This is a genomic window from Dialister hominis (genome assembly GCF_007164725.1).
In the GTDB taxonomy this organism is placed as follows: domain Bacteria; phylum Bacillota; class Negativicutes; order Veillonellales; family Dialisteraceae; genus Dialister; species Dialister hominis.
This window is the reverse complement of record NZ_AP019697.1, coordinates 73578-88758: the sequence shown is the minus strand read 5'-3', so window position 1 is coordinate 88758 and position 15181 is coordinate 73578. Positions and strand designations below refer to the sequence as shown.

Below are 15181 nucleotides of genomic sequence, written 5' to 3'. Positions count from 1 at the left end.
CTTTCCTTAAACCTAAAAAAAGACCCGACATTTTTCAATGCCAGGTCCTATTTTCAGGATGATTTCCTACCCCTGTGCCATACGCAGGAAACCGTATTATGGAATTAAATGTTGTATCCAAGCGCCGGAAGAATCATGAATACAAGAATTGCCCAGATAACGCCGGCTCCGATGAAAATGCCAGCTGTGATGGCAACGCCTTCCTTGGAATGCGGTACGCCCAGCAGACTGAAATTTCCCAAAGGTCCGCGGCGAACCATGAATCCGTTAGAGCTTCTTGGCTTGAACCATTTAAGTTTTCTTTCCTGTCCGATGCTGTAAGCTACGATGACGGCTACGACAGAAGCCACCACCCAGTAAAGTATGAACCGGGCCGCGCTGAAATCATGCACGTCCGACAGATCGATCATTTGCATCTTGTTAGTACTCCTTCTACGTGTATATCATACCAGTACTTCTATTATAATGCAACGGACCCGATTTGGCAAAGGAATACCGTCCCTTGCGCCCCTTTTTATAGAAAACCCTCCGTTATTCTCCATCCGAAGCATTCTTTCGGAAATCTATCATGTTTGCCATGTCCCTGTCAAGAGACATACAAAGTATTTAAGAATTATTCATACAATGCATTCCCATCTGGCAGCAGATGAACTTTTGACAGGAACTACTTCTTCTAGGAAATCGTCTGTCCTTTGCTCTATTTGATAAATGAACCTTTTCACTATCAAAGAATGAATATTTACCGGCTGCTTTTTACTATTTTGTATTCCTGCAGCAGAAGAGATTTTGCTGTACTTTTTGTACCTGAAAGAGGCTCCACCAATACCTTCCCGGGCAAAGGATGGAACAACAACATATGCATTTTCACGGCAGCATTCTACGCGAAGCACTCGTCTCAGAGAAAAGACAGGTGCCGGTCAGGGGATAATCCCGCAAATGAATGATGACAGGTGAAAAAATTGGTTCTTCACGCTTTTTTGTGGGATAAAAATAATAACATATAAAATTGGCATTGAAAAAGAGCATTATCTACTCCAAAATGTAAGTTGCCTAAAACTACGCACGGAGGTCGAATAATGCTCTTTTATTACCATAATGAAATCACTTTTAATTGTCAATATTATCGTACAGAAAATATCACTAACCATCCAAATCCTCATTGCCATACCCGAGTTACCAGTCTACGGACTGCCAGAGATTTTTCCTGTCCGCACTGTCACTCCCGTATGTATAGTTATGGGGCTTTTTCTGTACTCATCAAGGATTTTCCAGATCTTCCTAAGCAAAAGAAGTATATAGAGTTCTCGGGGCACAGATTCCGCTGCACATCCTGCGGGAAGACCATAACGGAAGATATCCCCTGCCAATGCCCTTTCACACGCGTTACTTGGGATATGGCCTTGTGGATTATCCATCTGCTTAAGTGTCATACATCCATTTCTGCCATTTCGGCCATGCTCTCTGTACATTGGAGTACCATACAGAAAATACAAAAGCATATCATGGATAAGGCGTTGGCTGCCTTTGAAACCTGCCTGAAGAAAAGTAACTATCGCCCACGGTATTTGGCCGTAGATGAGTTCGCTATCCATAAGGGCCATCGCTATGCCACCTGCGTTATGGATTTGGAAACGGGATTCATCTTGTGGGCCGGCCTGGGCCGCTCCATGTCAGATTTTGAGCACTTCTTTAAGAGCATTGGCCTTTCGCTTCTTTCCAGGCTAAAAGCGGTGGCCATGGATATGAACGCATCCTTTAACAGGCTGTTCCAGAAATATTGTCCGAAGGCCCCCATCGTTTATGACCGGTACCATATGCAGGCACAGTTTGGGCGTGATGTTATGGGAGCCGTGCGCCTGGAGGAAGCACAAAAGCATAGGCAGGAAGCAGAAGCATTAAAGGAATATACGAAAGAAACTAATAATCCAGAGCTCCAGAAGATGTCCAGGGAAAAGAGCCATGAAGAAAGGAAGCTTTATACCGAATTGAAGAAATCCCGATGGATACTGTTAAAGAAGGACGACCACCTGAATGAAAGGCAGAAAACTCATCTGTTGGATATCCTGAGCGAGCATAGGGATTTGGCGATTTGTTATGCCATGAAGCAGGAGATGACTCGTCTGTTCACATTGACTGACTATGAAGAAGCTCTCGCCGGATGGACAAAATGGATTCAGGCTGGACTGGAGAGCGGGATTCCTGCCCTGGTAAAGTTTGCCCGGCAAAAGCAGAAGCGAATCAAGGGACTGGCTGCTCATGCCCTGTATCCTATCAATACGGGGAAGCTTGAAGGATTCAATAATAAGATCAAGGTACTAAAAAGAATCGGATATGGGTACCGAAACATGGATTATTTCTTTACCCTTATCCGATTCCATTCTTTACCTAAAAATTATTCATCCCCCAAATTTCCGTGAAGAGCCAAAAAATTTCCATGCACCCAGGCAGCAAAACGGAAGATTTTCAGAGAGGAGCAAAAATTAAAACCAAGGCCAGCCTGCATCTGCCTTCCTATCCACAGCGCTGACCGCGTGGGAAGGCGGGGTTGCAATCCGAGAGATCATACTGCCTTTACCGGATTAACCTTCATCGATTCTTGCAAAAGTATATGAGTCATCATTCCTTCTATCAAAAAATCCACTGGCAGCAGAATCACTTTCTCCGGCAGAGACAGTCCTGCGGCTTGAAGCAAAAGGACTCATTTCAAGCTTGCCTTGCCCTTATTTTCCTTGATAAGGGCGAACGGTATATTGGATTCCTGCCCCCTGCCTTTACAGGTAAGTCTATTTACGCGATACCCCCTGCAATTTCCCATGAAATCTTAAATTGCCGATAAAGCCTGATAAACACTGGCTCCATCGGCCCTAAAACCAACACGAAATGTCCTATAAGTCTAAGCCTTCTCCACTTTGGCAAACAAAAAACGCACCTCCGAAGAGATGCGTTTTTATCATTCGGGATGATCTTACGATCAGCCTCCGAACTGAGCCAGCATGGTGCCTGCAGCAACTGCAGTACCGATAACGCCTGCTACGTTCGGGCCCATTGCCTGCATCAGCAGGTAGTTGGACGGGTTGTCTTTCAGACCTACAACCTGAGATACACGAGCTGCCATCGGAACTGCAGATACGCCCGCGGAACCGATCAGCGGGTTTACCTTGTTGCCAGATGCGATTCTCATGATCTGACCGAAGAGGACGCCGCCAGCGGTGCCAGCTGCGAATGCGATCAGGCCGAGAACGATGATTTCGATGGTCTGGATACGAAGGAACTTGTCGCCGGTCATGGTCAGGCCTGTGCCGGTTGCAAGGAAAATGGTAACGATGTTGCACAGTGCGTTCTGAGCGGTATCGGACAGACGAGCGGTAACACCGGAAACTTCAAACAGGTTGCCAAGGCAGAGGCATCCCATCAGGGCTGCTACTGGCGGCAGAAGCAGGGAAACGACGATTGCTACGACGATCGGGAAAGCAACCTTTTCGAAGTGAGTTACAGGACGAAGGTTGACCATCTTAATGGAGCGCTGTGCTTTTGTGGTGCAGAGCTTCATGATTGGCGGCTGAATCAGCGGAACCAGGGACATGTAAGAGTAAGCGGCAACTGCGATAGCACCCAAGAGGTGTGGAGCCAGTTTAGTTGTCAGGTAAATAGCGGTCGGGCCGTCAGCACCACCGATGATACCGATGGAAGCTGCTTCCTGAACGTTGAAGCCGAGCATCATAGCGCCGGCCAGAGCGACGAATACGCCGATCTGAGCAGCTGCGCCCAGAAGAACCGTCTTCGGGTTAGCGATAAGCGGACCAAAGTCCGTCATGGCACCTACGCCCATGAAAATCAGCGGCGGGAAAATTTCATACTTAATACCAAATCCAATGGCCATCATAACGCCCATATCGGTTTCAAAGCCGGTGTTCGGGAAGTTAGCCATAATATCGCCGAATGCGATTGGCAGAAGCAGAAGAGGTTCATATTCTTTTGCGATTGCCAGGTACAGCAGGACAAGTCCTACCAGAATCATAACCACGTTTTCCCAGGTCAGAGCGGCAAAGCCGGAGTCTGTCCATACGGAAACGAGTGCTCTCATAAAGCCATCCATGTTTGTATCCTCCTAATTATTGAGTTATTGAATTATTTTTTCTTATTCTTGGTCGGATCCACAACGTGGATGAGCTGAATAACGAATGCCAGGAAAATCAGTACGGCAAATACAATAACCATGTTGGTAATACAAATTGAAAGTGGGCCCGGAGTTTCCATCTATAAATCCACCTTTCTACGATACGGCATCAAAGATGCCTGCGGCAAAGCCGCTTGAAAATAAGTGAAGTCCGGACCCGGGAAGCCCCGGATCCTTTCTTCGTGTCAGATACGCTGACCCTTCACGATCATTCCGGATTAATGGAATGGCCAGAAAATCGGGATAATGATGACGCACGCGATCCAGGAGATCAGGCACATCGGAACGCCGACTTTGACATAATCGTTGAAGGAGAATCCGCCAGGTCCGAGGACCAGAGTGTTTGGCGGAGTAGCCATTGGTGTTGCGAATGCCATGGAAGCTGCAATACCAAGAGCCATCAGAACCGGTTTCGGATCGCAGCCGATAGACTGAGCGATGGAAATACCGATTGGTGCAAGCAGTGCTGCGGATGCAGTGTTGGACATGAACTGTGTCAGAACGTTGGAGATCAGGAACAGTACAGCGGTCAGGACGTACGGGTTCGGATTGTCACCCATCATGTTGACAACGGTGTCAGCGATCAGCTTGCCTGCGCCGGTCTTTTCCATAGCGGTTGCAACGGAAAGCATACCAGCGAACAGAAAGATTGTTACCCAGTCAATACCAGCGTAAGCTTCTTTTTCCTTGAGGCATCCAGTGATGACGCAGAGGATTGCGCCGGTAACGGCAGCAGTCTGCAGCGGAAGTGTCGGGAGTTCCAGAGCCATAGCGAGTACGACGCCAATCAGGATGAGACCGGAAATCCACATTTTTGTTTTGCTCTTTGGAGCATTGTCATCGCCTGCGCCTGCTTCTTCTTTAGCAGCCTTGACTGCTTCTTCGTCCATAGCACCTGCAGATTTGTCTGGCAGGAAGTGACGGCCTACGAAGAGTGTCCAGAAGAAAATGATAGCGGACAGCGGAATGCCGATGTATGCGAATTCGAAGAATCCGAAGGTCGGAAGTCCTGCTGCGGACAGTGCGCCGGTAACGATGACGTTTGGCGGAGTACCAATCATGGTGATGGTGCCGCCGACGTTAGCAGCAATTGCCAGAGGCATCAATTCCTTGGAAGCCGGGATTTTAGCTGCCTGGCAGATGCCGACGATAACTGGCATCAGGCACGCAACAGTACCGGTGTTGGAGGAAACGGAAGACAGGATGATCGTAACGAGCATGATAGCGCCCATCAGACGGATTTCTCCTGTGCCTGCCTTCTTAACGACTGCGATGCCGATTGCTTCAGCAAGGCCAGTCTTGAACATAGCAGCGCCGATAACGAACATGCCGCCGAAGAGTACGACTGTGGAGTTGGAAAGACCTGCGTAAACCTGTTTTGCCGGGAGAACTCCCAGAATACCGAGCATGGTGCAGGCTGCCATTGCGGTAACAGCCAGCGGAATCAGTTCGGTAACAAACAGGAAAGCAGCGACTGCCAGCACGCACAGTGTGATAATAGCTGGATCCATAAATGTTCACCTTCCTAAAATGTTTTCCCCGGAAGACGCGGCTCAGGTGGAAGTCATGTCGTCCGGTTTCATTCCGGAAAGATTAAAAGACTCATATGAAATTGTGATTGAAAGATAAATGCTTGACACTGAATGAGCCCCGAAATCCATCCGGAACATCTCCCCTTTGGTCAACCTGCTATCCTCCTTTCGGATATCCCCCGGGGAGGGGATCACTATCGCACAAATACAAGTCCATGAAATCTGACACCTGCTGTCGGATATTGCAAGATACTTGCATTTCGTGAGCACCTGTTGCCTATTGTAACGGCCAAGGTTTGAATTTTCAAACGCTTTTCGGCCACCCGGAACATAATTTCCCTCTTCGATTTTTGAAATTTTAAATGATATTCGGTTGCAAGTGCATTAAAAACGCAAAAAAAAGAGCTCCAAAAACGGGCCCTTTTCGTCTGCAAATGCAAACATAAACTTTTCTTAAAAAATGTACCTGCAAATAGATAGCATCGTTATCTATTTGTTTTTCGAATTTATTGCATTTGTGAATCAAATCCATGTGTTAGATATGTATGCTATGTATTATTTCGAGATTTTTTCAGTCAGTTTTAAGGTCTTCCTAAGAATTACGTATCAGATTTTTTATATAGTATGCTATAAAGGTTCATTATATCCATTCCCATTAGACTGGTTATATCTGCCATCAGCAGCGCACTTTGTCCGATAATACCGGACTTCCTTAATGCAAAACCATGACCACTCGCAGCATTTTTCCAAAATCGGATCCTTTTCATTCCCTTTCACGCCTTTCCCCTTCCGGATCCTTTTTCCACTTTTCTTTTCCTCTCCTGCCGGTCAGCCATTCATCAGCGCAGACAAAAAGGCAAACAAAAAACGCACCTCCGAAGAGATGCGTTTTTATCATTCGGGATGATCTTACGATCAGCCTCCGAACTGAGCCAGCATGGTGCCTGCAGCAACTGCAGTACCGATAACGCCTGCTACGTTCGGGCCCATTGCCTGCATCAGCAGGTAGTTGGACGGGTTGTCTTTCAGACCTACAACCTGAGATACACGAGCTGCCATCGGAACTGCAGATACGCCCGCGGAACCGATCAGCGGGTTTACCTTGTTGCCAGATGCGATTCTCATGATCTGACCGAAGAGGACGCCGCCAGCGGTGCCAGCTGCGAATGCGATCAGGCCGAGAACGATGATTTCGATGGTCTGGATACGAAGGAACTTGTCGCCGGTCATGGTCAGGCCTGTGCCGGTTGCAAGGAAAATGGTAACGATGTTGCACAGTGCGTTCTGAGCGGTATCGGACAGACGAGCGGTAACACCGGAAACTTCAAACAGGTTGCCAAGGCAGAGGCATCCCATCAGGGCTGCTACTGGCGGCAGAAGCAGGGAAACGACGATTGCTACGACGATCGGGAAAGCAACCTTTTCGAAGTGAGTTACAGGACGAAGGTTGACCATCTTAATGGAGCGCTGCGCTTTTGTGGTGCAGAGCTTCATGATTGGCGGCTGAATCAGCGGAACCAGGGACATGTAAGAGTAAGCGGCAACTGCGATAGCACCCAAGAGGTGTGGAGCCAGTTTAGTTGTCAGGTAAATAGCGGTCGGGCCGTCAGCACCACCGATGATACCGATGGAAGCTGCTTCCTGAACGTTGAAGCCGAGCATCATAGCGCCGGCCAGAGCGACGAATACGCCGATCTGAGCAGCTGCGCCCAGAAGAACCGTCTTCGGGTTAGCGATAAGCGGACCAAAGTCCGTCATGGCACCTACGCCCATGAAAATCAGCGGCGGGAAAATTTCATACTTAATACCAAATCCAATGGCCATCATAACGCCCATATCGGTTTCAAAGCCGGTGTTCGGGAAGTTAGCCATAATATCGCCGAATGCGATTGGCAGAAGCAGAAGAGGTTCATATTCTTTTGCGATTGCCAGGTACAGCAGGACAAGTCCTACCAGAATCATAACCACGTTTTCCCAGGTCAGAGCGGCAAAGCCGGAGTCTGTCCATACGGAAACGAGTGCTCTCATAAAGCCATCCATGTTTGTATCCTCCTAATTATTGAGTTATTGAATTATTTTTTCTTATTCTTGGTCGGATCCACAACGTGGATGAGCTGAATAACGAATGCCAGGAAAATCAGTACGGCAAATACAATAACCATGTTGGTAATACAAATTGAAAGTGGGCCCGGAGTTTCCATCTATAAATCCACCTTTCTACGATACGGCATCAAAGATGCCTGCGGCAAAGCCGCTTGAAAATAAGTGAAGTCCGGACCCGGGAAGCCCCGGATCCTTTCTTCGTGTCAGATACGCTGACCCTTCACGATCATTCCGGATTAATGGAATGGCCAGAAAATCGGGATAATGATGACGCACGCGATCCAGGAGATCAGGCACATCGGAACGCCGACTTTGACATAATCGTTGAAGGAGAATCCGCCAGGTCCGAGGACCAGAGTGTTTGGCGGAGTAGCCATTGGTGTTGCGAATGCCATGGAAGCTGCAATACCAAGAGCCATCAGAACCGGTTTCGGATCGCAGCCGATAGACTGAGCGATGGAAATACCGATTGGTGCAAGCAGTGCTGCGGATGCAGTGTTGGACATGAACTGTGTCAGAACGTTGGAGATCAGGAACAGTACAGCGGTCAGGACGTACGGGTTCGGATTGTCACCCATCATGTTGACAACGGTGTCAGCGATCAGCTTGCCTGCGCCGGTCTTTTCCATAGCGGTTGCAACGGAAAGCATACCAGCGAACAGAAAGATTGTTACCCAGTCAATACCAGCGTAAGCTTCTTTTTCCTTGAGGCATCCAGTGATGACGCAGAGGATTGCGCCGGTAACGGCAGCAGTCTGCAGCGGAAGTGTCGGGAGTTCCAGAGCCATAGCGAGTACGACGCCAATCAGGATGAGACCGGAAATCCACATTTTTGTTTTGCTCTTTGGAGCATTGTCATCGCCTGCGCCTGCTTCTTCTTTAGCAGCCTTGACTGCTTCTTCGTCCATAGCACCTGCAGATTTGTCTGGCAGGAAGTGACGGCCTACGAAGAGTGTCCAGAAGAAAATGATAGCGGACAGCGGAATGCCGATGTATGCGAATTCGAAGAATCCGAAGGTCGGAAGTCCTGCTGCGGACAGTGCGCCGGTAACGATGACGTTTGGCGGAGTACCAATCATGGTGATGGTGCCGCCGACGTTAGCAGCAATTGCCAGAGGCATCAATTCCTTGGAAGCCGGGATTTTAGCTGCCTGGCAGATGCCGACGATAACTGGCATCAGGCACGCAACAGTACCGGTGTTGGAGGAAACGGAAGACAGGATGATCGTAACGAGCATGATAGCGCCCATCAGACGGATTTCTCCTGTGCCTGCCTTCTTAACGACTGCGATGCCGATTGCTTCAGCAAGGCCAGTCTTGAACATAGCAGCGCCGATAACGAACATGCCGCCGAAGAGTACGACTGTGGAGTTGGAAAGACCTGCGTAAACCTGTTTTGCCGGGAGAACTCCCAGAATACCGAGCATGGTGCAGGCTGCCATTGCGGTAACAGCCAGCGGAATCAGTTCGGTAACAAACAGGAAAGCAGCGACTGCCAGCACGCACAGTGTGATAATAGCTGGATCCATAAATGTTCACCTTCCTAAAATGTTTTCCCCGGAAGACGCGGCTCAGGTGGAAGTCATGTCGTCCGGTTTCATTCCGGAAAGATTAAAAGACTCATATGAAATTGTGATTGAAAGATAAATGCTTGACACTGAATGAGCCCCGAAATCCATCCGGAACATCTCCCCTTTGGTCAACCTGCTATCCTCCTTTCGGATATCCCCCGGGGAGGGGATCACTATCGCACAAATACAAGTCCATGAAATCTGACACCTGCTGTCGGATATTGCAAGATACTTGCATTTCGTGAGCACCTGTTGCCTATTGTAACGGCCAAGGTTTGAATTTTCAAACGCTTTTCGGCCACCCGGAACATAATTTCCCTCTTCGATTTTTGAAATTTTAAATGATATTCGGTTGCAAGTGCATTAAAAACGCAAAAAAAAGAGCTCCAAAAACGGGCCCTTTTCGTCTGCAAATGCAAACATAAACTTTTCTTAAAAAATGTACCTGCAAATAGATAGCATCGTTATCTATTTGTTTTTCGAATTTATTGCATTTGTGAATCAAATCCATGTGTTAGATATGTATGCTATGTATTATTTCGAGATTTTTTCAGTCAGTTTTAAGGTCTTCCTAAGAATTACGTATCAGATTTTTTATATAGTATGCTATAAAGGTTCATTATATCCATTCCCATTAGACTGGTTATATCTGCCATCAGCAGCGCACTTTGTCCGATAATACCGGACTTCCTTAATGCAAAACCATGACCACTCGCAGCATTTTTCCAAAATCGGATCCTTTTCATTCCCTTTCACGCCTTTCCCCTTCCGGATCCTTTTTCCACTTTTCTTTTCCTCTCCTGCCGGTCAGCCATTCATCAGCGCAGACAAAAAGGCAAACAAAAAACGCACCTCCGAAGAGATGCGTTTTTATTGCTCGGGATGATCTTACGATCAGCCTCCGAACTGAGCCAGCATGGTGCCTGCAGCAACTGCAGTACCGATAACGCCTGCTACGTTCGGGCCCATTGCCTGCATCAGCAGGTAGTTGGACGGGTTGTCTTTCAGACCTACAACCTGAGATACACGAGCTGCCATCGGAACTGCAGATACGCCTGCGGAACCGATCAGCGGGTTTACCTTGTTGCCAGATGCGATTCTCATGATCTGACCGAAGAGGACGCCGCCAGCGGTGCCAGCTGCGAATGCGATCAGGCCGAGAACGATGATTTCGATGGTCTGGAGACGAAGGAACTTGTCGCCGGTCATGGTCAGGCCTGTGCCGGTTGCAAGGAAAATGGTAACGATGTTGCACAGTGCGTTCTGAGCGGTATCGGACAGACGAGCGGTAACACCGGAAACTTCAAACAGGTTGCCAAGGCAGAGGCATCCCATCAGGGCTGCTACTGGCGGCAGAAGCAGAGAAACGACAATTGCTACGACGATCGGGAATACAACCCTTTCGAAGTGGGTTACAGGACGAAGGTTGACCATCTTAATGGAGCGCTGCGCTTTTGTGGTGCAGAGCTTCATGATTGGCGGCTGAATCAGCGGAACCAGGGACATGTAAGAGTAAGCGGCAACTGCGATAGCGCCCAGCAGATGTGGAGCCAGTTTAGTTGTCAGGTAAATAGCGGTCGGGCCGTCAGCACCACCGATGATACCGATGGAAGCTGCTTCCTGAACATTGAAGCCAAGAGCCATAGCGCCAGCCAGTGCTACGAATACGCCGATCTGAGCAGCTGCGCCCAGGAGCATGGTCTTCGGGTTAGCGATAAGCGGACCAAAGTCTGTCATTGCGCCTACGCCCATGAAAATCAGCGGCGGGAAAATTTCATACTTAATACCAAAACCAATTGCCATCATAACGCCCATATCGGTTTCGAAACCGGTATTCGGGAAGTTGGCCATAATACAACCAAATGCGATTGGCAGAAGCAGAAGAGGTTCATAGTCTTTTGCAATTGCCAGGTACAGCAGGACAAGTCCTACCAGAATCATAACGATGTTTTCCCATGTCAGAGCAGCGAAACCGGAGTCTGTCCATACGGAAACAAGTGCTCTTATAAAGCCATCCATGTTTGTATCCTCCTATTTTCCAGTTATTGAATTATTTCTTCTTTGCTACGCTGTTCTTGGTTGGATCCACAACGTGAATCAGCTGAATGATGAATGCAAGAACGATCAGTACAGCAAATACAATAACCATGTTGACGATACAAATCGAAAGTGGGCCTGGAGTTTCCATGTAATAAATCCACCTTTCTATTGATGGGTGCGTGCTGCACCCAATGTGTGGGACCGCTACACGCGGTTAAAGAGAAAGGGACGCTTCCGGCCAAGGCCGGAAGCTCCTTCCTTTAGAACTCAAATCTTTTGCCCTTCAGGGACATTCCGGATTAATGGAATGGCCAGAAAATCGGGATGATGATAACGCAGGCAACCCAGGAAATCAGGCAGAGCGGAACACCAACTTTTACATAATCGTTGAATGTAAAGTTACCAGGTCCGAGGACGAGTGTGTTTGGCGGAGTAGCCATTGGTGTAGCGAATGCCATGGAAGCTGCGATACCAAGTGCCATCAGTACAGGTTTCGGATCACATCCGATTGTCTGAGCGATGGAGATACCGATCGGAGCAAGAAGTGCTGCGGATGCGGTGTTGGACATGAACTGTGTCAGAACGTTGGAAATCAGGAACAGAACAGCGGTCAGGAGGTACGGGCTTGGGTTTGCACCCATCATACCTACGACGGTGTCAGCAATCAGTTTGCCTGCGCCGGTCTTTTCCATAGCGGTTGCAACGGAAAGCATACCAGCGAACAGGAAGATTGTTACCCAGTCGATACCAGCATATGCTTCTTTTTCTTTGAGGCAGCCGGTGATGACGCAGAGGATTGCGCCGGTTACTGCTGCGGTCTGCAGCGGAACGGTCGGGAGTTCAAGAGCCATGCAGACTACAACGCCCAGCATGATCAGACCAGAAATCCACATCTTTGTCTTGCTCTTTGGAGCCTTATCGTCAGAAGCACCTGCTTCTTCCTTAGCAGCCTGAACTGCTTCTTCGTCCATTTCGCCAGCATTGTGAGCCGGGAGCATACGACGGCCGATGGTCAGCATCCATACGAGGATGATGACGGACAGCGGAATACCGATGTAAGCGAATTCGAAGAATCCGAAAGTCGGGAGTCCTGCTGTAGCCAGAGCGCCGGTAACGATAACGTTTGGCGGAGTACCGATCATGGTGATGGTGCCGCCGACGTTAGCAGCGATAGCCAGTGGCATCAATTCCTTGGAAGCCGGAACTTTAGCTGCCTGGCAGATACCGATGACTACTGGCATCAAGCATGCAACTGTACCGGTGTTGGAAGATACAGAGGACATAGCGATGGTAACGAGCATAACTGCTGCCATCAGACGAACTTCGCCAGTACCTGCTTTTTTAACAACGGCAACGCCGATTGCTTCTGCAAGGCCGGTTCTGAACATAGCAGCACCGATGACGAACATACCGCCGAACAGAACGACGGTGGAGTTGGACAGACCTGCATATACCTGTTTAGCAGGAAGAACGCCCAGAATACCGAGAACGGTACAAGCTGCCATAGCTGTGACTGCCAGCGGAATCAGTTCGGTAACGAACAAGAATGCTGCAACCGCCAGGACACACAGTGTGATAATGGCTGGATCCATAATTTTCACCTTCCTTAGTGATGTATCTCTGGCTCTTTGTCTGCGCGGTGCGGGAGGCGGAGAGCCGGAGAAGATTTCCGGAAGATTTTTGGAGACTCATATGTAATTTTTAATGAAAATAGCTGAATTCCATGAATCCCGAAACATATTCCGGAAAACGATGTATTCCCTGGTGAACCTGCTATCCTCCTTTTTTGATGATCCCGGGACAGGATCTGCATTTCTATGGACTTGTAGTTGCAATCCATAGGCACCTATGTGTAATGATAACGTCCATTCCCTGCCTTTTCAATAGCTCCCATTTTCGCCCGTTTTCTTGTCCAAATGGGAGTATTTAGCATTAAATCATAATCCATGACAAATTCTGGTACTCTCATTTTCCTGCACCTTATTTTCATTTGCCAATCCATTTGCAGGCAATAAAAAAGCACCTTCCATTCGGAAAGTGTGATTTCGTCGAATTACATTGCATACTATATATTCAAGACACTTGCTTTTGGATATATGTTTTTGCATTTTAAGCATAGTAGTCTATGCTTTATAAGGTAAACCTATGCAAAACATTGTATGCTATATAAATTCCAATATATCAATAATTGCGATAACTCTTTATAAATATCGTTTATACCAAGCAAAAATGTTCAGTTTTCTTAGATTTTATCGCAATTCTTTTGCATTTACTTTTTTCTATCTTTCGAAAAGAATTTTTAAAGAATTTTTGATGAAATTTTAGAAAAAGGGATAATCCCCCTCCCCCTTCTCCAGGGAAGGGAGAGGATTGGATTCCCAAGACTCCTTTTCAGGAGGAAACATTCTGCTTCTTTAAATCCGGTCCGGATTAAGATCCAAACTGTGCGAGCATGGTGCCTGCAGCAACTGCAGTACCGATAACGCCTGCTACGTTCGGGCCCATTGCCTGCATCAGCAGGTAGTTGGACGGGTTGTCTTTCAGACCAACGATCTGAGATACACGAGCTGCCATTGGAACTGCAGATACGCCCGCGGAACCGATCAGCGGGTTTACCTTGTTGCCAGATGCGATTCTCATGATCTGGCCGAACAGTACGCCGCCAGCGGTGCCAGCTGCGAATGCTACGAGGCCCAAGAAAATGATTTCAAGGGTTCTAACGTTGAGGAATTTGTCGCCAGTCATGGTCAGACCAGTACCGGTTGCAAGGAAAATGGTAACGATGTTGCACAGTGCGTTCTGAGCGGTATCGGACAGACGAGCGGTAACACCGGAAACTTCAAACAGGTTGCCAAGGCAGAGGCATCCCATCAGGGCTGCTACTGGCGGCAGAAGCAGAGAAACGACAATTGCTACGACAATCGGGAATACAACCTTTTCGAAATGGGTAACCGGACGAAGGTTGACCATCTTAATGGAGCGCTGTGCTTTTGTGGTGCAGAGCTTCATGATTGGCGGCTGAATCAGCGGAACCAGGGACATGTAAGAGTAAGCAGCAACTGCGATAGCACCCAGCAGATGTGGAGCCAGTTTAGTTGTCAGGTAAATAGCGGTCGGGCCGTCAGCACCACCGATGATACCGATGGAAGCTGCTTCCTGAACATTGAAGCCAAGAGCCATAGCACCAGCCAGTGCTACGAATACGCCGATCTGAGCAGCTGCGCCCAGGAGCATGGTCATCGGGTTTGCAATCAATGGACCAAAGTCTGTCATTGCGCCTACGCCCATGAAAATCAGCGGCGGGAAAATTTCGTACTTAATACCAAAACCAATGGCCATCATAACGCCCATATCGGTTTCGAAACCGGTATTCGGGAAGTTAGCCATAATACAACCAAATGCGATTGGCAGAAGCAGAAGAGGTTCATAGTCTTTTGCAATTGCCAGGTACAGCAGGACAAGTCCTACCAGAATCATAATGATGTTTTCGATTGTCAGAGAGGCAAAGCCAGAGTCTGTCCATACGGAAACAAGTGCTCTTATAAAGCCATCCATGTTCGTATCCTCCTATTTTCCAGTTATTGAATTATTTCTTCTTTGCTACGCTGTTCTTGGTTGGATCCACAACGTGAATCAGCTGAATGATGAAAGCAAGAACGGTCAGTACAGCAAATACAATAACCATGTTGACGATACAAATCGAAAGTGGGCCTGGAGTTTCCATGTAATAATCCACCTTTCTATTGAAGAGGCGCCGG

The 15181-nt window shown here is 48.1% G+C and carries 13 protein-coding genes; 1 reads left to right on the top strand and 12 read right to left on the bottom strand.

Annotated elements, in window-relative coordinates; translation table 11 throughout:
* Window positions 1-104: 104 nt before the first annotated feature.
* Complete coding sequence (locus Dia5BBH33_RS00405; RefSeq protein ID WP_022382517.1) at window positions 105-416, bottom strand: hypothetical protein; 312 nt, start codon at window positions 414-416, stop codon at window positions 105-107.
* Between the two features lie 810 nt (window positions 417-1226).
* Here Dia5BBH33_RS00405 and Dia5BBH33_RS00400 point away from each other — a divergent pair.
* Window positions 1227-2417, top strand: a complete 1191-nt coding sequence (locus tag Dia5BBH33_RS00400) for an ISL3 family transposase (RefSeq protein ID WP_162501731.1) — start codon at window positions 1227-1229, stop codon at window positions 2415-2417.
* Window positions 2418-2971: 554 nt separating this feature from the next.
* Here Dia5BBH33_RS00400 and Dia5BBH33_RS00395 read toward each other — a convergent pair.
* The 11 genes from Dia5BBH33_RS00395 to Dia5BBH33_RS00340 all read right to left on the bottom strand — a co-directional run bounded on the left by Dia5BBH33_RS00395 (window position 2972) and on the right by Dia5BBH33_RS00340 (window position 15147).
* On the bottom strand, window positions 2972-4096 hold the full coding sequence (locus tag Dia5BBH33_RS00395) for a sodium ion-translocating decarboxylase subunit beta (RefSeq protein ID WP_108850162.1): 1125 nt from the start codon (window positions 4094-4096) through the stop codon (window positions 2972-2974).
* 32 nt (window positions 4097-4128) lie between these two features.
* Entirely contained in the window at window positions 4129-4257 is a 129-nt protein-coding gene (locus Dia5BBH33_RS00390; RefSeq protein ID WP_022381697.1) for an OadG family protein, read from the bottom strand.
* 138 nt (window positions 4258-4395) lie between these two features.
* Window positions 4396-5688, bottom strand: a complete 1293-nt coding sequence (locus Dia5BBH33_RS00385) for an SLC13 family permease (protein WP_108850163.1) — start codon at window positions 5686-5688, stop codon at window positions 4396-4398.
* A gap of 936 nt (window positions 5689-6624) precedes the next feature.
* Complete coding sequence (locus Dia5BBH33_RS00380; RefSeq protein WP_108850162.1) at window positions 6625-7749, bottom strand: sodium ion-translocating decarboxylase subunit beta; 1125 nt, start codon at window positions 7747-7749, stop codon at window positions 6625-6627.
* 32 nt (window positions 7750-7781) lie between these two features.
* Window positions 7782-7910, bottom strand: a complete 129-nt coding sequence (locus Dia5BBH33_RS00375) for an OadG family protein (protein WP_022381697.1) — start codon at window positions 7908-7910, stop codon at window positions 7782-7784.
* 138 nt (window positions 7911-8048) lie between these two features.
* Window positions 8049-9341 (bottom strand): SLC13 family permease, encoded by a 1293-nt coding sequence (locus Dia5BBH33_RS00370; protein WP_108850163.1) that lies wholly within the window; start codon window positions 9339-9341, stop codon window positions 8049-8051.
* 936 nt (window positions 9342-10277) lie between these two features.
* Window positions 10278-11402 carry a sodium ion-translocating decarboxylase subunit beta gene (locus Dia5BBH33_RS00365; RefSeq protein ID WP_108850164.1) on the bottom strand — a complete coding sequence of 375 codons (1125 nt, stop codon included), beginning with the start codon at window positions 11400-11402 and terminating at the stop codon, window positions 10278-10280.
* Window positions 11403-11433: 31 nt separating this feature from the next.
* Entirely contained in the window at window positions 11434-11571 is a 138-nt protein-coding gene (locus Dia5BBH33_RS00360; protein WP_108850165.1) for an OadG family protein, read from the bottom strand.
* Between the two features lie 151 nt (window positions 11572-11722).
* A complete protein-coding gene (locus tag Dia5BBH33_RS00355) occupies window positions 11723-13015 on the bottom strand; it encodes an SLC13 family permease (RefSeq protein ID WP_108850166.1) in 1293 nt (430 codons plus the stop codon).
* A gap of 838 nt (window positions 13016-13853) precedes the next feature.
* On the bottom strand, window positions 13854-14978 hold the full coding sequence (locus Dia5BBH33_RS00345) for a sodium ion-translocating decarboxylase subunit beta (RefSeq protein WP_143332116.1): 1125 nt from the start codon (window positions 14976-14978) through the stop codon (window positions 13854-13856).
* A 31-nt stretch (window positions 14979-15009) separates the two neighbouring features.
* A complete protein-coding gene (locus Dia5BBH33_RS00340) occupies window positions 15010-15147 on the bottom strand; it encodes an OadG family transporter subunit (protein ID WP_231939256.1) in 138 nt (45 codons plus the stop codon).
* Between the last annotated feature and the right edge of the window lie 34 nt (window positions 15148-15181).